The 18,818-nt window shown below is 46.2% G+C and carries 18 protein-coding genes; 9 read left to right on the top strand and 9 right to left on the bottom strand.

Annotated elements, in window-relative coordinates:
* Nucleotides 1-586: 586 nt before the first annotated feature.
* The 3 genes from OB236_RS32380 to OB236_RS32370 all read left to right on the top strand — a co-directional run bounded on the left by OB236_RS32380 (nt 587) and on the right by OB236_RS32370 (nt 3,005).
* A complete protein-coding gene (locus tag OB236_RS32380; RefSeq protein ID WP_262687710.1) occupies nt 587-724 on the top strand; it encodes a hypothetical protein in 138 nt (45 codons plus the stop codon).
* A gap of 477 nt (nt 725-1,201) precedes the next feature.
* Nucleotides 1,202-2,353, top strand: coding sequence for an MFS transporter (locus OB236_RS32375; protein WP_262687709.1), 1,152 nt, complete (start codon nt 1,202-1,204; stop codon nt 2,351-2,353).
* A 121-nt stretch (nt 2,354-2,474) separates the two neighbouring features.
* Complete coding sequence (locus tag OB236_RS32370) at nt 2,475-3,005, top strand: NAD(P)H-dependent oxidoreductase (RefSeq protein ID WP_262687707.1); 531 nt, start codon at nt 2,475-2,477, stop codon at nt 3,003-3,005.
* 87 nt (nt 3,006-3,092) lie between these two features.
* Here OB236_RS32370 and OB236_RS32365 read toward each other — a convergent pair whose 3' ends face one another.
* Nucleotides 3,093-3,452 (bottom strand): winged helix-turn-helix transcriptional regulator, encoded by a 360-nt coding sequence (locus tag OB236_RS32365; RefSeq protein WP_076235745.1) that lies wholly within the window; start codon nt 3,450-3,452, stop codon nt 3,093-3,095.
* Between the two features lie 551 nt (nt 3,453-4,003).
* The gene (locus OB236_RS32360) at nt 4,004-4,279 is read right to left on the bottom strand and encodes a hypothetical protein (RefSeq protein WP_262687705.1); all 276 of its coding nucleotides are present in this window, start codon (nt 4,277-4,279) and stop codon (nt 4,004-4,006) included.
* 383 nt (nt 4,280-4,662) lie between these two features.
* Here OB236_RS32360 and OB236_RS32355 point away from each other — a divergent pair, with 383 nt between their 5' ends.
* From OB236_RS32355 to OB236_RS32340, 4 genes are all read left to right on the top strand, one after another.
* Nucleotides 4,663-6,750 (top strand): hypothetical protein, encoded by a 2,088-nt coding sequence (locus tag OB236_RS32355; RefSeq protein ID WP_262687703.1) that lies wholly within the window; start codon nt 4,663-4,665, stop codon nt 6,748-6,750.
* A gap of 195 nt (nt 6,751-6,945) precedes the next feature.
* Nucleotides 6,946-7,374, top strand: coding sequence for a DUF6157 family protein (locus OB236_RS32350; RefSeq protein WP_262687701.1), 429 nt, complete (start codon nt 6,946-6,948; stop codon nt 7,372-7,374).
* 138 nt (nt 7,375-7,512) lie between these two features.
* Nucleotides 7,513-7,980, top strand: coding sequence for a MarR family winged helix-turn-helix transcriptional regulator (locus OB236_RS32345; protein ID WP_262687699.1), 468 nt, complete (start codon nt 7,513-7,515; stop codon nt 7,978-7,980).
* A gap of 14 nt (nt 7,981-7,994) precedes the next feature.
* Nucleotides 7,995-8,861: a class I SAM-dependent methyltransferase gene (locus OB236_RS32340; protein WP_262687698.1), complete on the top strand. Its 867-nt coding sequence runs from the start codon at nt 7,995-7,997 to the stop codon at nt 8,859-8,861.
* A 70-nt stretch (nt 8,862-8,931) separates the two neighbouring features.
* On the opposite strand, the gene OB236_RS32335 is transcribed toward OB236_RS32340, so the two are convergent.
* From OB236_RS32335 to OB236_RS32310, 6 genes are all read right to left on the bottom strand, one after another.
* Nucleotides 8,932-9,870: a dipeptidase gene (locus OB236_RS32335; RefSeq protein WP_262687696.1), complete on the bottom strand. Its 939-nt coding sequence runs from the start codon at nt 9,868-9,870 to the stop codon at nt 8,932-8,934.
* Between the two features lie 52 nt (nt 9,871-9,922).
* A complete protein-coding gene (locus OB236_RS32330; RefSeq protein WP_262687695.1) occupies nt 9,923-11,257 on the bottom strand; it encodes an LLM class flavin-dependent oxidoreductase in 1,335 nt (444 codons plus the stop codon).
* A gap of 31 nt (nt 11,258-11,288) precedes the next feature.
* Nucleotides 11,289-12,182: an AraC family transcriptional regulator gene (locus OB236_RS32325; protein WP_076235751.1), complete on the bottom strand. Its 894-nt coding sequence runs from the start codon at nt 12,180-12,182 to the stop codon at nt 11,289-11,291.
* A gap of 48 nt (nt 12,183-12,230) precedes the next feature.
* Nucleotides 12,231-13,106 carry a carbohydrate ABC transporter permease gene (locus OB236_RS32320; protein WP_262687694.1) on the bottom strand — a complete coding sequence of 292 codons (876 nt, stop codon included), beginning with the start codon at nt 13,104-13,106 and terminating at the stop codon, nt 12,231-12,233.
* 11 nt (nt 13,107-13,117) lie between these two features.
* Nucleotides 13,118-14,053 carry an ABC transporter permease gene (locus OB236_RS32315; RefSeq protein WP_076235780.1) on the bottom strand — a complete coding sequence of 312 codons (936 nt, stop codon included), beginning with the start codon at nt 14,051-14,053 and terminating at the stop codon, nt 13,118-13,120.
* A gap of 98 nt (nt 14,054-14,151) precedes the next feature.
* Complete coding sequence (locus OB236_RS32310) at nt 14,152-15,771, bottom strand: extracellular solute-binding protein (protein ID WP_076235752.1); 1,620 nt, start codon at nt 15,769-15,771, stop codon at nt 14,152-14,154.
* Between the two features lie 408 nt (nt 15,772-16,179).
* On the opposite strand from OB236_RS32310, the gene OB236_RS32305 reads away from it, so the two are divergent.
* Both OB236_RS32305 and OB236_RS32300 read left to right on the top strand, forming a co-directional pair.
* A complete protein-coding gene (locus OB236_RS32305) occupies nt 16,180-17,004 on the top strand; it encodes a sugar phosphate isomerase/epimerase family protein (protein WP_262687693.1) in 825 nt (274 codons plus the stop codon).
* The gene (locus OB236_RS32300) at nt 16,994-17,998 is read left to right on the top strand and encodes a Gfo/Idh/MocA family protein (protein ID WP_262687691.1); all 1,005 of its coding nucleotides are present in this window, start codon (nt 16,994-16,996) and stop codon (nt 17,996-17,998) included. Before OB236_RS32305 ends, OB236_RS32300 begins: the two co-directional genes overlap by 11 nt.
* 41 nt (nt 17,999-18,039) lie before the next feature.
* Here OB236_RS32300 and OB236_RS32295 read toward each other — a convergent pair whose 3' ends face one another.
* Nucleotides 18,040-18,726: a class I SAM-dependent methyltransferase gene (locus OB236_RS32295; RefSeq protein WP_262687690.1), complete on the bottom strand. Its 687-nt coding sequence runs from the start codon at nt 18,724-18,726 to the stop codon at nt 18,040-18,042.
* Between the last annotated feature and the right edge of the window lie 92 nt (nt 18,727-18,818).

Below are 18,818 nucleotides of genomic sequence, written 5' to 3'. Positions count from 1 at the left end.
CTATTGCGATTAAATTTTTTGCGTAATATAACGCTGGTTAAACGCTGATCCCACAGTGCTTTTCGAGATTTATAGCGAGTAAAGCAAACTGAACGCAGTCGTGAAATGACATGTTCCTGGCGCAGTGCATCATTCACTAATACGATCATTTCACCATTGCGTATGATGTAGCTGTTCCAATTACGAAGTCCCGTAATACGACGGTGACTAGCCTTCGTCTGTCGAAAGAATTGCTCTAAGTCATTGTTCGTTCTTGGAATGTAGTAATGTCATAACAAGTGAACAAGCCTTTCCAAAACCCTCTGGAAAAGTTAAGTAAATTGTTAGCCATTAGCTCGTCACTCTGATGCGTGTAGGTTTGTTTCACCCATTCCAGTAGCAGGGACAGTTCCCACCCAGCCGTCTCACTACTTTTGTCTTCCTCAGGAGTGAGAATGCTAGCGATATGTTCCAAGGGTTTCACTAGCCGCGAACGGCTGTATAACTAGGTTTTAATTCTTCAATTTTCCTCAATATTCTGACAACACCTTGAAGTAAATTAGGCTCTTTTTTTACTCAAGCATCTTTGTAAGGAAGCTTGTATGGATTGTGCACGTTCATAAATTTTGGTACTCCTAACGCTGATAATCTGCCGTTCTACCTTACGGATTCCAAAGCTAATAAACTGGATACAGGGATCGCCGATCAAGGCGAGCTGAAGTCATCAACCCCAACTACCAAGTAATCCGTGCTTTAAAATTTCCAATGAGAAACGTGGACACCTTATGAGTGTCCACGTTTTTTTGTCACGAATATATCAATTTTGAACCGGGGTCCCTTTTCATTGGTTTTGAGATTCATAAAGTATGGATTCAGCAATCGGTATGCCGGGACAGCAACCGTCAGTGCTTAGGTAAGAACTTTTATCACTTCAACAACAATCTTAGATTAATAAACTATGCTGCCCGTTAGCTGAGCGGAGGGCTGCCACGCGGCAGCCCTTTCGATGTTGAACTATAGTTCCCCGAGGGAGTTTAATAATCATAATACGGTGTTAACTAAATTTAGTGTATATGCTCAGGATGATACTCACCTTTATGACAGTACCTGTAATAAAAGTGCGTACTTACATATTTATAGTACGATCTTTATACTCAAAGAATGAAATAAATAATTTCTATACACTTAGAAATATTGAAACTTAAGAAAGAGGGGTAATTTTATGTCAAATGTCTGGAAAATTTACTTATTAGCCGCTGTTAGCTTTTTGGTTGGAACATCCGAGTATATCATAGCAGGGATTCTCGACTCAGTTGCAAGAGACGTTAATGTCTCCGTCGCTGCTGCTGGTCAGCTCATTACTGTTTTTTCACTCGCCTATGCTTTTGGAACACCTTTCCTTATCGCATTTACAGCACGAATGGAGCAGCGCAAGCTTTTAGTTTATTCACTTGGCGTATTTGTGATTGGAAATATTATCGCCGTGGTTTTACCTGGCTTTGGATTTCTCATAGTCTCACGCGTTATTCTTGCACTAAGCATGGGAGTATTCGTTGTAACCTCCTTTACTGTCGCTACCAAGATGACTCCACCTGATAAACAAGGAAGTGCAATTGCAACGCTCCTTATGGGTTTTAGCACCTCGTTGATTATCGGTGTTCCGCTAGGCAGAGTTATTGCTTCCGTCTATGATTGGAGATTAATCTTTGGAGGAATCGGTGCACTTAGTATTCTTGCGATGATCGTTATACTCTTAGTCATCCCACGCTCAAATGGCGATGAATCGGTTCCCTTGCGCAAACAGCTTGCTTTAATTAAGCAACCGAAAATAATGGCAGCCCTAATGATCACTTTCTTATGGATTTCTGGTTATTCTATTGTCTACACCTACATTTCTCCCTTCCTACTGTCGGTTACAGGGATGAACAGTGAAACAGTCATTATTGCTTTATTCGCTTTCGGGATTGCCAGCTTATTCGGCTCAAAGTTTGGCGGCTATAGTACAGATAAATGGGGATTCCCTCGTACTTTATTTGTCAGTATGGTACTGCATGCAGTAGCCTTAGTTCTACTGTCATTATCAGCCCAATGGCCTGCTATCGCTTTCCTTGTGCTCATATTTTGGGCTCTCTCCGCTTGGTCAACAAGTCCAACTCAGCAATATCACTTAATGACGCTTGCTCCGGCGGCTTCAGGCATTATGGTGAGTATGAATACTTCAGTTTTACAGCTTGCTATGGGTGCTGGTGCAGGAATTGGAGGCGTAGTCGTGGAACAAGCTTCCTTAGCTTTGATTAGTTGGATTGGAGCTGCGGTTGTTGCCATCGCTGCAACAACCGTTATGGTATATTTACGAGTAACCCGCTCTAGCTGAAAAATAAAAAACTCCTACTGAAAAGTAGGAGGGAAGCAAGTTTAACGGTTCAAGGAAACCCTTGCACCGTCTGCCTCGACGAATGCCGAGAGGCTATATAAGAAATAAGGAGGAGAAATCTTTGAAAACTCTTGTTGTCGTGACACACCCAAGCATAGAAACATCCGTAATTAATAAGCGATGGGTAGAAGAACTCAAAAAATATCCTGAAAAGTATACGGTTCACGAATTGCATAAGGCTTACCCTGATGGAAGCATAGACGTGAAAAAAGAACAAAAATTGGTTGAATCACATGGTAATCTTGTTTTGCAGTTCCCTATATATTGGTTTAATTGTCCGCCTCTCCTTAAAAAATGGCTTGACGATGTTTTAACTTATGGGTGGGCTCATGGTTCAAATGGAGGAGATAAATTAAAGAATCGCAAAGCTGCTTTAGCTGTATCTGCCGGAAGTAAAAAAGAAGGTTATAGTGAAGATGGAAGATATCACTATGTGCTTGATTATTTATTATCTCCTTTTGAAACTACCTTCCTATACTGCAATGCAAATTATCGTTCGTTCTTTGCGTATTATGGTACGGAAAACGAGCCGTCTGTAAGTGAATTGGAAAAAAGCACACTAAATTATTTGAGTTTTCTTGACAATCTGTAATAATTAGCTTTATTAAGACTGCTATAAAAAAGAAGTATTTCCCTGTTCAGGAGATACTTCTTTGTAATATAAACAAAACAACTATGCCTACCGCTGTACAGCTTCCAGAGCTGGCGAACTGTTTTTCTCTCCCCACTCGCACATCATATTTAACAATGGAATGAGAGAAAGACCACGTTCAGATAATGAATATTCAACTTTTGGAGGTATTTGGGGAAATTCCTTGCGTATGATAAGCCCATCTGCCTCCAGCTCTTTTAACATGATGCTTTGCGTTTTAAAGGAAATGGTACCGATACATCGCTTCAGCTCATTAAACCGCATTACCTTATTTTCAGACAGCCAATACATAATGATCATTTTATATTTACCGCCTATTAAGGACAACGTGTATCCAAAGCCAGTTTCTTTTAGTTTCACGCCAGTTGGAATATAGGTTTCGCGCACAAATTACACTCTCCTTTTGATAAGTATATGATATAAATATGCATACTTTATAATACATCATTATGCAATCTTATTGAAAGGATGTAAATCGCTATAAAATTTGATATATCCTAAATTTGAATAAATTTTAGAAACGGAATGGGACCGGAACGATGGCAGCGCGAACGCGGAGGGCGAGTGTTGGTCAAAATAGGAAACGGTTAGTTGAGTAAAGATAACCTTTTTGTTACTTCTTCAGATATTCGATTCACAATGGAGAATGTATCTAAATAACCCTCTATGACAATGTCTGAACTGGGTTCCTTTCCATTTCCAAATAAGCCGACCTTCCCTTAACCAAATAGTTTTTTAACTACGACAGCATAATTAACTAGATCATAAGTGAATTCCATTTTTGCCCTAAGTCGTTGAGGTAGCCTGCGCTATTGCGATTAAATTTTTTGCGTAATATAACGTTGGTTAAACGCTGATCCCACAATGTTTTTCGAGATTTATAGCGAGTAAAGCAAACTGAGCGCAGTCGTGAAATGACATGTTCTTGGCGCAGTGCATCATTCACTAATACGATCATCTAAACTCGCTGAAAGCAAGATTTGATAACGTTCGTACAAATTTTGAGCATGTCTTTCACTCGTTGGAATGCCTTGTTCGTTCAATGCTTCGGCAACTTCCGCAACCGTTCGATGTTGCTTAAAGCGTAGTTCCCCAACGAGAGCAAGCACGTCATATCCATACGAGGAATGCTTCATGCTAAGCATCTCAGCTTCAGCAGATTTATACGCAACGCCTGCGTGTGCGCAGTCTGGATTTTTACAAGCATAAGCCATGCTCCATGCATGGATGATTCCGTCTCTTGTGACAATCTTTTTCTCCCATGCGGTATATACCAGAAGACTAGAAATACCTGATAGTTAATCTTGCTGTAGTAGTTTTTTTTGGTTTTCTGTGTTTTTTCGTCAGATCAATTTTTGTCTTACCTATGTAAAAGAGCAAGCATGGGGGTGAATATTTGTCTCCCTTTTATGGATACATGTAAGTCTGGAGCGGCACTACGGCTGTAATTGGATAACAGGCAATGTCTTACCTTCAACAGTACAAAAAGTGTCTGTTCAGCGCCGTGCTGATCCATGGTAACATGGGGCCAGTCTTCAAAAAGTGTTGAACATGCAAGGTTAAGTGAACGAGAATAGGGTTGAGGGAGGACAAGTCCGTGAAGCTGATTTACAATCATCGTGATGCTGTAATTAAATTTGGTGTGGAGCAGTTGAAAAAAGCTTTTGAGCTTAAAGGTATTTATTATATCGAGCAGTTTGAGGGACATGGAACGGTTGTACTGCCTGATCAAGGAATCGTAATTCGTAACATGCCAACAGCACGAAATCAGGCTCCGTTGTATGCGAATGAAGCCTTTCGTATTTATAAAAGTGGAAACCGGGTACACATTGAGGGCTCGGATTCCCGAGGTGTCATGTATGGGTGTCTGGAGTGGGCTGAACGCATTGGGCGTGGAGCGGATTTGAAGGAGAACGAGGAGATCAGCCGTGAGCCTGCACTAGGTGTTCGTGGTATCAAGTACAATCTTCCTTATGTTCCATTCGATGATGGAGATCCTTTTGTACTGAATGCGGCCACTTGTATGGATATCGAGTTCTGGCGCGCGTATATCGATATGCTGGCGCTGAATCGCTACAATTGCCTCAGCCTGTGGTCAGAGCACCCTTATCATCTGATGGTCGTATCGTCGAAGTACAGGGAAGCCAATCCTTACAGCGATGTACAGATCGACCGTAATATCCGTTTTTTCCGTGAGCTGTTTCGTCATGCAGCCAATCGTGGTATTGATATTTATTTGTTTACATGGAATATCAGGCTGACACCTGAGGTAGCACGCGGATTGGGGCTCCCGGAAAATGTTGGGGATTACGGCGATATGTACGATGAGCTGATTCACCGTGTAGGGCTGCCGCTTAATCGCTTTCGTGGCCAATCCGAGGTAATCCGCGATTATATTCGTGAGATGGTGCTGCAGGTGCTGTTAACCTATCCTGAGCTTAAGGGTTTGGGGACATCGGCAAGCGAATGGATGGATGGCAGCGGGCATGAACGGGAGCAATGGATCGTCGAAACGTATGTGGAAGCCATCAAGCAGTCGGGGCGGACCATCCCGTTCATTCATCGTACCAATATGCAGAGTGCCGGCAAGGAAATCAAGGAGCTGGTACAGCCGTTATTCGATCCGAAGCAGTTCTATATTAGCTGGAAATATTCGAATGCCCATGCTTACTCCCATCCGGAGCCACAGTTCGAGAAGCTGTGGGACGCTTGGGACGGGATTGATCTGTCATCGACCCAAATTTTATATACGGTGCGCAATGATGATGTATTCACCCACCGCTGGGGTGACCCCGATTATGTGAGAGCCTATGTAAAAGGAATGATCAAACCCTACATTAAAGGATTTTATTGGGGCTCAGATGGTTATGTGTGGGGACGCGATTTTCAGCATATCGACCATGGACATAAAACGTGGAAGTATGATTTTGAGCGGCACCTTCTGCAGTTCCAGCTATGGGGACGACTTGCCTATGACCCGGAAACCGACGATTCGACGTGGACGTATTTATTGCAAAAGCAATATGGACCGCAGCATGCTCCCGACTTTTTACAGGGCCTGCGAGTAGCCTCGCGAATTATACCTGCTGTAAATCGCTTGTTCTGGATCGACTACGATTTCCAATGGCATGCAGAGAGTTGCTTGTCCCAGGTGAGCGGCTTCAAAACCATTCTCGATTTTGTCGACGGTGTTCCGATGCCTGGAGTAGGCGTGATGGGTATTGTTGAGTATGCTCAGGCTGAGCAAGATGGACGGTTGGAGGCCTTACAGGCACAATACGGGGAAACACCTGCCGATATTATACGCATTCTTGATGAATCAGCCAAAGCTACGGAGCTTGCGGCAGCCCATCTGGAGACAATTCTTGGCGAATACCGGGGCAGTCATGCGGAATGCACACTGCTAGATTTACAAGCCTACGCGGCGATGGGACACTATTACCGCTGCAAGTTTGCTGCAGCATTGGAGCTGAATCGGTACAGGCTCAACGGGAAGTCATCCCATCAAGAGCAGGCTGTTGTCCTGCTAGAGGAAGCCTGCGGCCATTGGGAGCGTCTTGGATTTTTCTGGAGCCAGCATAACAAGCCATATTTTATGGCCCGGGTGAAGCGAACCTTCGGTTACCCATATTATGCTGAGGATGTAAGAAGCGATGTGGAGCTGGCGCGGCGGTTTGAGCCGTAATAAGTAATGATACAAGGAGGCCATACCGTGAAACGGTGTGGCCTCAGCTCGTTGTATGCTTCGGCAGGCCCATCAATCAAATGAGCTTTTATTCGTGTTATAATGGGGAAAAACAAGCATAGGAAACAGCGGCTGGTATCGTTATTCAACTGGCTTCAGTTACACTTATAACTCAATGTGGATGGAGGGTTAGCTGTGGAATGGCATTATTATAATACGTTTATTACGGTTTCGCCGGACTGTCCCGCAGTGATGGGTACGGTGCCACCAGATAAGAAGTCTGGAAAGACGAAGCCTGGAATTGAATTTGAGCTAGTGTCGCAGGCTCCTTATGTATATACGCAAGAGGAGTTGTTGTACGAAGTACACATTCGGCACAAGGAAATTCCGCAAGAGGTATTATTGGAGCGTGGAACTCAATACAGAGATGAGTTTTTTCAAAAACCGACGGCCTGTCTAAGGGCATCCATGCTGCCCAAGAAATACGGATGGGGCATTCATTTTAATTCGGAAGGAAAAATGGCTCTCGTCCCTATGGAATCTGCTGAGTATCAGCATTTTATCGATGGCGATCATACAGATATCAAGCTGGTCGCCGCTATGCGCAATAGCAAGGGAAAGTAGAATATCCTCAGTTGAGGCCCTCCCTCCAAACCAAGAAGGGGAGGTGAGATAATTTATTTGCTTTCACAAAGCAAATAAATTATGATGAATGAACAGATGTATGCAATGGCTGTAGATGACGGGAAGGTGTGAACACGAATGAATTCCGACAACGAGCATTTAAGCGCTCTTGCACAGGGTACGTTAAGGCTGATCCAGGAATTTAAGAATGCGCAAAATTTACGGACGGACCTGGACCGTATTACCTTTGAAATTTTGATGCTGGTTAAAATGCGCGGCAGGGTACGACCCTCAGATATTGCCAGCGAGCTTGACTTCAATCCCTCGTCTGTCACAAGACGAATTCAAGCCTTGAAGCAGCTGGGCCAAATTGAGATCAATACGGACCCGGATGATCTCCGTTCAAGTCTAATCGGCATTTCGCCTGCAGGAGAGGCGGAGCTGACACGGTTTCTCGAACACAGTGTTGAGGGCTTGAAACATATTTTGGGGGATTGGAAGGAGAATGAGATCCGGGTGTTTGCCGAGATGCTGGGACGGTATTCAGATTCCATGAGGAAATGGCGGGTATCGAAGCTAGATTCAGAGTATAACCCAATTGAATGAAAGGGAGATAGCTAATGGAAACCAATGATCAACAAATCAGGAATGAGGCGTCCAGCCCGACTGCCAATGTCAAGCTGAAGGAGCAGCAGTATGCTAACGCAGATAAGTTTAAAGCACGGATTCATTTACATGCCGCATTCAGTACCAATCCATATCCTTGGCCCTGTTGGGTGCTGGATCAGATAGAGCCCGCAGCGCAGTCACCCCAGATTCTGGAGCTTGGCTGCGGCAACGGGCTGCTGTGGATGGTCAATGCTGATCGGATTCCTGCCGACTGGAAATTGACCTTATCCGATTTTTCGCAAGGCATGCTCGATAGTGCGCGTCATAATCTGCAGAACATCGATAAGCCGATCCAGTTTGAAGTTATAGACGCGGGACATATCGATTACTCCGATCATTCCTTTGACATCATTATTGCTAATCATATGCTGTATCATCTTCCGAACAGAGTGCAGGCGTTATTGGAAATACATCGTATTTTGAAGCCAGGCGGGATCTTCTATGCATCTACCATTGGGCTGAATAATATGGCCGAAATGAAGCTGCTGCTGCGGGAGTTCGATGCAGACTCAGACTACGAGCGTATGCTGGGTAATATCGAATCCCATTTTTCACTGGACAATGGAGCAGAACAGCTGCAGCAGGTTTTTGAAGCTGTTCAGTTACGAAGATACGACAATTCGCTGCGGATTACCGATCCTGAGGCCATATTGAATTATGTGCTATCCTATAACGGGATGGAAGCAGATACAAGGGTGCTGGCCCCAGAAAAGACAGAGCTGTTCAAGGCATTTATCGAAGAAAAAATAAGCAGGCAGGGCTCCATTTCGATTACGATAGATTCGGGTTTGTTCATCAGTACATCGGCGCTATCATGAACCCTGCATCGGACTCGTCCGATAACAAGCCATGCATAATAGCTATACAGGTGGTTATGAACAAAGGTAGTTATGTAGCAGGCAATTGTTTGTCAAAGAAGGAGCGCCAGTTTCTGTGCAGTAAGCCTTCCACAAAATCATTCGAATAGTGGTTGGCAAGAAGCTCTGCGAGCGCGTTGTATCTACCCATATGCTCAAGTCCGTTCGTAAACTGGGCTGTGCCATCAAAATCGGAGCCGAAGCCGATATGCTTACTGCCTCCCAGCGAGGCTATATAATCAATATGCCGCAGCAGGTCGGTCATAACAGCTGGCTTCTCCGAATTGACCAAAGGGGGAATAAAGGTGAGGCCAATACGCCCGTCTTTTTGCAGGATCGCCTGGATTTGATCCTTGGTCAAATTGCGTTCGTTCGGAGAGATGACGTAGGCGTTGGAATGTGAGGCGATAAAGGGCCGCTCGGACATTTCTGTGAGCTCCCAGAACCCCTTCTCCGTCAGGTGGGACACATCCAGAATCATGCCGAGCTCATCGCATTGCTTCACGAATTGCTTGCCCTTTAACGTAAAGCCTCCCTGTCTCGGTTCCTTCACCCCATCGGCTGCCCAATTCGCATAGTTCCATGTGATCCCGATAGAGCGGACGCCCAAATGAAAGAGCGTCCTGAGATAAAGCTCTCGTCCCATTAACGCTTCAACGCCTTCGAGTGTCAGCATGGCTCCGATTCTACCCTCTGCCTCAGCCTGCCGTAAATCGGCTGCGGATCGGATCTGCATCATCTTCGGGTGAGATACAATTTTGGAAGCAAACAAATCAATAGCTTTCAGGATGTGATCGAATTGCGGATTGACGATCTGTACGGACATATAGACGGCAAACAGCTGCAAGACAGAGCCCGCTTCAATCAAACGCTCAAGCGTAACATTCAGGCGATCCGCATCATGAAAGTCGATCTCCGGGTGAAGCATCATCTTGTTCAGCACATCGCAGTGCGCATCGATAACTTTCATTATCTCGCCTCCCGTAAGAATAAAGTGTTCACACTGTCATCATACCGTCGCTCTATTGAGGCTCCCGTGCGAATTGATTGTTCGGACGAGACAGCCCGAGATGATCACGAAGCATGGTCCCTTCATATTCCGTCCTGAACAGTCCACGTCTTTGCAATTCCGGTACGACGAGATCGACAAACTCATCCAGACCATCCGGCAAGTACGGAGACATAATATTAAAGCCGTCTGCGCCTTGCTTAACGAACCATTCCTCCAGATGATCGGCGACCTGTGCCGGCGTTCCGACGACTGTATGATGACCACGTGATCCAGCTACCCTCATGTACAGCTCACGAATGGTCAGCCCTTCCTTGCGGGCGATATCGATGAGCAAATGATTCCGGCTCTTGTCTCCATTGCTTTCAGGCAGGTCGGGTAACGGTTCGTCCAGAGGATATCCGGAAATATCGTGTCCGAGCTTACGTGAGAGAACATCAATTCCGACTGCGGGGTGTATCAGCTCTTGCAATTGCTCCAGCTTATCCTTGGCTTCCTGCTCGGTGGCTCCAATCACAGGGAACACCCCTGGCATAATCAGCAGCTCGTTCGTAGATCGTCCGAATGCGGCGACCTTAGCTTTGAGTCCGGCGTAAAAAGCTTGTGCTCTTTCAAGTGTAGGCTGTGCGGTGAAAACGAGTTCGGCCGTTTGAGCTGCGAGATTCTGGCCTTCCTCGGAGGAGCCGGCTTGAATAATGACCGGATAGCCCTGAGGGGAGCGTGAGATGTTAAGGGGGCCGCGCACATTGAAGTGCTCCCCGCGGTGATGGAGGACATGCATTTTGCTGCTGTCCGCGAAATGTCCTGACTCCTTATCGAATAGGAAAGCATCGTCTTCCCAGGAGTCCCATAATCCAGTCACGACCTTCAAAAATTCCTTGGCGCGCTCATAACGGAGGGAATGCTCCAAATGGTATTCTTTACTGAAATTCAACGCTTCGTCAGCTAGTGCCGATGTCACCACGTTCCAGCCGGTGCGTCCTCCGCTAATATGGTCTAGTGATGAGAACATGCGCGCGACATGGAAAGGCTCGTTATAAGTGGTTGTGGCTGTGGCTGCCAGACCGATGTGGCTCGTAACCGCTGCCAGGGAAGCAAGCAAGGTAAGCGGCTCCAGACGAATGGTCACATTGTGATCGAAGAAGGAGTTGTAGTTAGGAACACCAAGCGTATCGGCAAAAAAAACGAGGTCCAGCTTGCCCCGTTCTGCTGTACGAGCCATCTCCTGATAGTACTTAACGTCTACAACCCTGCTAGCCCCGGCATTGGGATGTCTCCAGGCCGCGACGTGATGTCCGGTTTCCATTAGTATTGCACCAAGCTTCATTTGCTTATTTTCATTGCTCATAGCTGATTTCCCCTTTCTATTGGCCCCTGATTTAATCCTCGAATGATTTGTTGACTTGCTTGCGATACGTATGTGGAGTCATCCCCATCTTGCTTTTGAACGATTTGACGAAATAAGCACTGCTGTTGAAGCCTGTCTGCTGTCCAACCTGAGCGATCGTTAAATCGGTAGTAGATAGGAGCAACCGGGACTCGCGTAAGCGGTGAGCCAGTACATATTGGCTCAACGTACAGCCCGTTTCCTTACTAAACAAATGGGATGCATAGTAGGGGGATAAGTGCAGGCTTTCCGCCAAACGATCCAGCGAAAACTCTTCCTGAAAATGCTCTTCGATCCATGCCATCATTTGCTCGACATGTCGGCTGTTGGTTCGGAGCGAACCGTCAGATGCATGCTTCTGTCCAGCTTCGGCGAGCTTGCGGAATTCCCGCAGCAGGGTGAAGAGAAAGAGCACAACCTCTTCGGTTTGCTGCAAGCCGGGACAGGAATTAAGACTTTTATGGAAATCCTGAAGCAGCTGACTGAGCAGCATTTGATCCTCGGGATTAAGCTGAAAAACCTGCTGGTCCAATCTTGCCTTCCAAATTTTATGAAAAAAAGCGTGCAGAGCGGGAAAAGCTGCTGCATAGCGCTCAAACAAAAAAGGATCAAACACAAACACGGTCCGAATATAAGGCGATTCCCGGGAAATATTCATTTTGAATTTGTGCAGCTGGTAAGGCTGGCACATCAGTAAGGTACCGGCCGATACCGAATGCAGCTTCTGATCAAATATAAGATGACCATTGCCTTCATGCACGTATAGAAATTCGATGCCTTGGTGGGAATGAATCTGCTCCCAATCTCCTTCTTGAGTGATCCGACGATAATGGAAAATGTAGTTGTTTTCCTGAAACTTAGGCTTAGGTTCCACCATTTGACTCATGTATCCACCTCTTTCTTTCCACAAGGCTGGTAGGCAGCTTCCATCAGATTAGCCCTTAATAGCACCGATCAAAGCGCCTTTGATGAAATACTTTTGCAGAAATGGGTAAATTAACAGGATCGGTAAGGTTGCGACCATGATGGAAGCATATTTGATCGTTTCTCCGATCTGTAATAATTCGTTAACAGCGCCGCTGGATATCGTATCCGTCGAATCGGCAATCAGCAGCTCACGCAGCACAAGCTGGAGAGGATACAGCCCGCGATCCTTCAAAAAAATCGAAGCATAAAACCAGGCATTCCAGCGGTCTACGGCAGAGTATAAAGTAACTACCGCAATGACAGGCATGGAGAGAGGAATAATGATTCGCAGCAGGATCGTCAAGTGGTGGGCACCGTCCATTTTGGCGGATTCCTCCAACGTTTCGGGCAGAGCTTGAAAGGCCGTTCGCATAATGATCAAATGAAAGGTATTCATGGCAAAAGGCAGGACGACAGCCCACAACGAATTGATGAGGCCTGTTTGCTTCACGATCAGGTACAGTGGAATCAAGCCGCCGTTAAAGAACATGGTGAAGATAATAAAAAATATAAAAAACTTGTTCCACAGCACGTTTCTTCTCGACATCACAAATGCTGCTGAGGTGGTCAATGCCACATTCAATACAACACCGGCGCCGACGACAAACAACGTGTTGATGTAACCTTTAAACAAGGCTTGGTTGGCAAGAACCTTCTCATAGCCGCCGAGGTTAAAGCCAAGAGGTTTCCAGAGCAAGCCCTGATGAGCGATCAACTGGCTGCCATCGCTTACGGATGCGAAAGCGACATACAGCAGGGGGTATAAAGTCAGAACAGCCAGAATAGAAAGTAATATTGTAACGATGCAGCTAAAGAATTTATCTGAGAGACGGGAAGTGTTCATAGGTACCACCTTTACCATAAGCTGTTCTTGCTCCATTTGCGGCTGAGATAATTCGCGCCCACCAGAAGAAGCAGATTGAACGCCGAATTGAATAGTCCCACCGCGGAGCTGAATCCCCAGTTCGCTTCAAGCAGCCCTTTGCGGTATACCGAGGTCGATATCACATCGGCTGTTTCGTAGATCACAGGATTATATAACAAAATAATTTTTTCATAACCGACATTCAGCATATTGCCGATACGAAGAATCAGCATAATCATAATCGTGGGCATCAGTCCGGGAAGCGTAATATGCCACATTTGTCTTAGCCGGCTTGCACCGTCGATTCTGGCTGCCTCGTACTGCTCCTGATCGATCCCGGTCAAAGCGGCCATATAAATAATCGATTCCCAGCCGATCTTCTGCCAAATTTCCGATAACACGTAGATCGACCGAAATAACTCCGGCTTTTGCAGCAACGCTTGTCCATCCGTACCCGTGACAAAGGTGTAGGCGAGATTGACGAAACCACCGCTGCCGGTAAAATCCTTAACGATCCCGCAAATGACGACAAGCGAGATGAAATAAGGCATGTAAGCAATCGTCTGCACCATGTTTTTAAAGCGACGGTTTCGCACCTCGTTAAGCAGCAAGGCGAGTAGAATCGGAGCCGGAAATTCGAACAGCAGTGTATTCAAGCTGAGGAGCAGCGTGTTGGTAAGCAGCCTCCAGAAATAATAGCTGGAAAAGAACGCTTGAAAATGCTCCATGCCCGCCCATTCGCTTCCCCAGATGCCTTTCACCGGAGAAAAGTTTTTGAAGGCAATGATCGCACCGTACATAGGCATATAATGAAAGACAACGTAATAAGCGATGATAGGGAGCATGAGCAGATATAAATATTTATTGTGTAAGAAGTCCTTGGCATACTTCGAAGCGCCAGGTTTTCGTTTATGTTGAGTCGTCATGGCTTGGGGGGCGGCGTTCCGGCGCATAGGTACACCCTTTCTCATATAAAAAATGATAGACGGGGCTCATAAATCGGTCGCCCCGTCACTGGTATTACTTATCTTTTGTTGTATTGGTCATAAGCTTTTTGCGTGATTTGAATCGCTTTGTCCAAATTTACTGATTTCAGCTTGGCCAGATGGCTGTCGAAGGAATCAACAGGTAACGTGCCAAGAATGATTTTGAGCGAAGTCTCATCCACCAGCGTATTCACATCCGACATGATTTTGGAATACTCACCGGAATCAGCAAGAGAGATTGTCACAGGAGGCAGTGCATATTTATCGTTGTCACTCTTCCATACCGTCAGTGCATCCTTCTGCTGAGGCATAGCGTAGAACTGCTCGATAAACCGTTTATCCTGAATGAAAGGTCCGGTACCCGCAGCGCGGATGTATAAGCCCATTGCCTGGGATGGTGCAAGCTTATCCGGATTTTTCAATAATAGATCGGTGTATTTAGGATATCCGTTCTCCAGATTGTAGCTCAGACCCGCAGTTCCGAAGTTAAAGAAGTTGTATCCTTCCTCACCGTAGGCGTAATCAAGGAATTTGATGGCAAGCTCCGGATTTTTGGCTTTGGCTGAAATAGCGGCCGAGGAAGCACCCGAGTAGGAAAATTCTTTTTGTCCGAACTTCGGTGTGTCACCTTTTTTCAGCACTGGATATGGAGCGGGTACCAGATTAGCATTCGGATCCTTGGCAGTCAATATCGGTCCCCATTTGCCGATCCCGCCGCCGGCTCCACCAATAGTAGCGCCCGTGGCTCCAGAGGTAACAGCTGCGTCCAGCGATTTGGTATCGGCTGTCGTAAAGTTCTTGTCTAGCAGCCCTTCCTCGTACCATTGATGCATCGTGGTCAGAAATTCCTTATATCCTGGCTCCGCCGGTCCATATTTGACCTGACCGTTATCCACATAGAAGTTTTTCACAACCCCGTATGCTCCTACAAAAGAGCCGTTAATCAGACTTTCAAGCGCTCTAGGCTTTCCTTTGATAGAAAGAGGAGCTGCAACACCTTTCTTTTCCTTGAACGCCTTCAGCACATCATGCCATTCATCGATAGTCGTTGGAGTTTGCAGTCCCAGTTCATCGAGCCAATCTTTACGGATAACGGGTCCTTCCGTTGTTTTGACCAAATCGTCCTTGCGAATAAAAGGGAACACATAATAGCTGCCGCTGTCCGTTTTGACCATTTTGTCGACATCCGGATTATCTTTGAGGTACTTTTTCAAATTCGGGGCATGCTTATCGATCAAATCATTCAGCTTTAATATATATCCATCATTAATCATCTTCTCCGGACCGCCAGGTGCACCCGTCAGCCAGTTGTATTCAACCACATCGGGAAGATCGCCTGAGGCCAGCATCAAATTAAAGGCTTCTTTGGACTGTCCATTAGGGATTTCTGTAATATTCAACGTCACCCCGGTATTTTTCTGCCAATCCTGAAAGAAAGGAACATCTTTTAAGGTTGATTTAAGCCCCAAAAACGATGCGTTCATCTCGATCCAATAGCTTAGCGTTTCTTTCGTCTGGATCGGATACTTAGTCGGTTCGGCATTGGTCTGAGCGGCTTGACCAGCAGGCTGTGCTGGCGATTGTGCGCATGCGGACAACAGTCCGAGAATAAGGGTACCGGCTAAGGGGGCTTTTAATAATTGCAATTGTTTGTTCATTTCAGGTCTTGGCTCCTCTTTAATAGTTGGAATTTGTTATATGTTGTTAAAAATTGATATAACTATTTTTAGATATTGTCGCCTCTTCAACGGTTGATGTAATGAGAAAAGGATGAAGCATAACATACGAAGGAAGAGCTTTTTTGTTGGTATTTAGCTAAATAAAGGAAGATATGGCTAGGAAGTTAGGAGTATTTATGAAAATTCGTCATTTTTCCTTATAATATTATATCAAATCCGAGTTGTAAAGTCGGAAAAGTTGGTAGCGCAATATTATTATACTATATAGCAATATTGTTATGTCTTTGATTGATATAATACAAGAAACAGGTTACTGCCCAGCTGTACGGAGTGTATGGACATGATGAACATGAATATTACGAGCACTCATAAAAGGAGGAACACCCTTTGAAATATGCATTTAACTCAGCTTCTTGTCCCAACCTGACGTTGGCCGAGATGACGGAGGCAGCTCAGGCTTATGGGTACCAGGGATTAGAGCTGCGCAGCGGAACGGGGCATCGGCATGGGGCAGAGCTGAGTGCAAGTCAGTCGGTAAGAACAGAGCTCAGGAAGCACGCGGCGGATTCGGGAATAGAGCTTTGCTGCCTCGGCATTTCCAATATCTATTCACAACCGGAGAACGTTGAAGCCCAGATCGATGAAACGAAGAGCTACATCAAGCTGGCGCATGATTTGGAAATTCCTTATGTCAGAGTGTTCTGCGGAAGAATTCCGCCTGAAGGTACACGGGAGGTGTCCCGGCACAGCATTATTGAAGCATTCCGCTCTCTTGGGCCGTATGCCCGGACCCATGGGGTAACGATTGTTGCTGAAACTCATGACCATTGGTCGGACCCACGTGTGATGGCAGATATTATGCGTGAAGTGAACGATTTGAATGTGGCGGCAGCTTGGGACGTTATTCATACGGAGCGTGAGGGATTGACTGGACCGGAGGCTGTTATCGACAGCTTGGGACCATGGATACGGCATGTGCATTTCCATGACGGGTTGAAACGGCTGGATCGTCTGCATTACGCGCCGATCGGAACGGGTGAATTTGATCAGCTGCGGATCGCGAAAGCTTTATTGCAGGCAGGTTATGAAGGCTATGTGAGCGGGGAATGGTACAATTGGGAGCCTTACGACATTCATCTCCCCCGTGAGCTTGCAGCCTGGAAACGATATGTAGCCTTAGCTATGAAAGGTGGAGACGAGGATGGCTTTTAAAATAGTAACGATAGGATGTGGCAGTATTGCACTGCGAGGTCATGGACCCGCCTACCGGAAATACGCCGAATCGAATCCTGATGTGGAACTGGCGGCTTGCGTAGATATAGATGGAGATAAAGCGGAGGCATTCCGCGATCAATTCGGCTTTCAAAGAGCTTATACGGATATGGATACAGCGCTGGAAAATGAGAAGCCCGATGCGGTCTGCCTTGTCGTCCCTTATCAGCTGACTGCTCAACTGGCTGTAGCAATACTGGAGAAAGGCTATCCGCTGTTGATGGAGAAGCCACCAGGAATGACCAGACAGGAGACCTTACGGATGATCCAGGCGGCTGAGCTTAGCGGAGCACCTCATCAGGTGGCCTGGAACCGCAGATACATGCCCGTCGTGGCCTATACGAAGCAATGGTTATCAAGAGAGCTGTCGCCGGGCAGTCTCCATAATATTCGGTACGATCTCAATCGTGTTAACCGTATTGGCTCTAATGCTTCCATGACGATGGTACACGGCATTGATATGGTCAAATATTTGGCAGACTCCGATTATAAGCAAGTTCGTATTCGTTATCAGCCCTTCAGTCATCAAGGTGCAACCGAATCTAATATTCATTTGGATTGCGAATTTGAATCGGGCGTATGGGCACACATTCAATATCGCCCTTTATCCGGCAGTGTGCTTGAGCGTGTCGTCATTGATGCCGTGAATCATACGATGCACCTTCATCTTCCTTTTTGGTCTTCGCCCGATGCTCCCGGCAAGCTGATTCATATGGTCAACAACGAAATCAAAGCCGAGCTCGGCAATGTCGAGCTCGGCAGAAGCGAAGAGATGTTCATTGTAAACGGCTTTTATTCAGAGAATGCGTTGTTCTTTAATGATATTCGTGCAGGGCGCAAGCCTGGTGATACTTTGAAATCAGCCATGCAAGCCGTTGAAATCTCCGAGGCGATCCGAATGGGGCGGGAGCTGTACGTTTCCGGTGAAGCCTAAAAGTACGGTGAACAAATCCCGCTGCGCGGGAACACTCCTATTTAGAGCTGGAGCGACCAGATCCCTGCACATTCAGGCAGGCGGGTTAGCTTGTGCTTGATCACCTGTTCAGCCAAGGCATCACCAAAGAAAAATCGCGTTAGCCGTTCTGCCTGCTGCCAATGATCAAATGTGTAATCGGTTCTCATCCATTGGTGAGCAAACCCGTAATCCTTTTCCAGCATGGCATAATAAGGCTGCAGGAAATCAGGGGCGATTGGCGTCTCTGAGCCTGTGCCTAAGGTTTCGAAAATAACGGCGGTTCCATCAGGTCGGAGCACACGTCGTATTTCGCTCATCACCTGATGAATATTTTGCTGCCAGTTGGCAACGTTCGTACTTCCCAAGTAACAAATACTCCAGCCGGATACGATTAAATCGGCACTTTGATCAGCCAGTGGAAGTCTGCGATGGTCAGCAGCCTGTGTGCGCCAGTTGGTTAATCCGGCTTGCTCCAGTCTGTCCGCGGCAACGCGCAGCATAGCCTCCGAGGCGTCAAGAGCAATAATCGATTTGGCTTTCTCCCCCAGCGCTACCGTTAACCGTCCAGTTCCAGCACCAAGGTCTACGATATCGAGTCCGCAGCAGGGACGCAGCGCTTCAATCCTTTCCATTAAATCAGCTTGCTTTGAGATGAGCTCGTGGTAAGTATCGGCTTCCTGTTGATAAATAGTTGTGTGATCAGGCATTGCTGTATCCTCCTTGTATCGATCCAATGAATGTGAACAATTCGATCGTACAAGTTAACGTAACGTCAAGGTCAACACCTTTCTATATATTG

The sequence above is a fragment of the Paenibacillus baimaensis genome, assembly GCF_025567575.1.
Note: the sequence above shows the minus strand (reverse complement) of the source record. Positions and strands in the feature narration are given on the sequence as shown.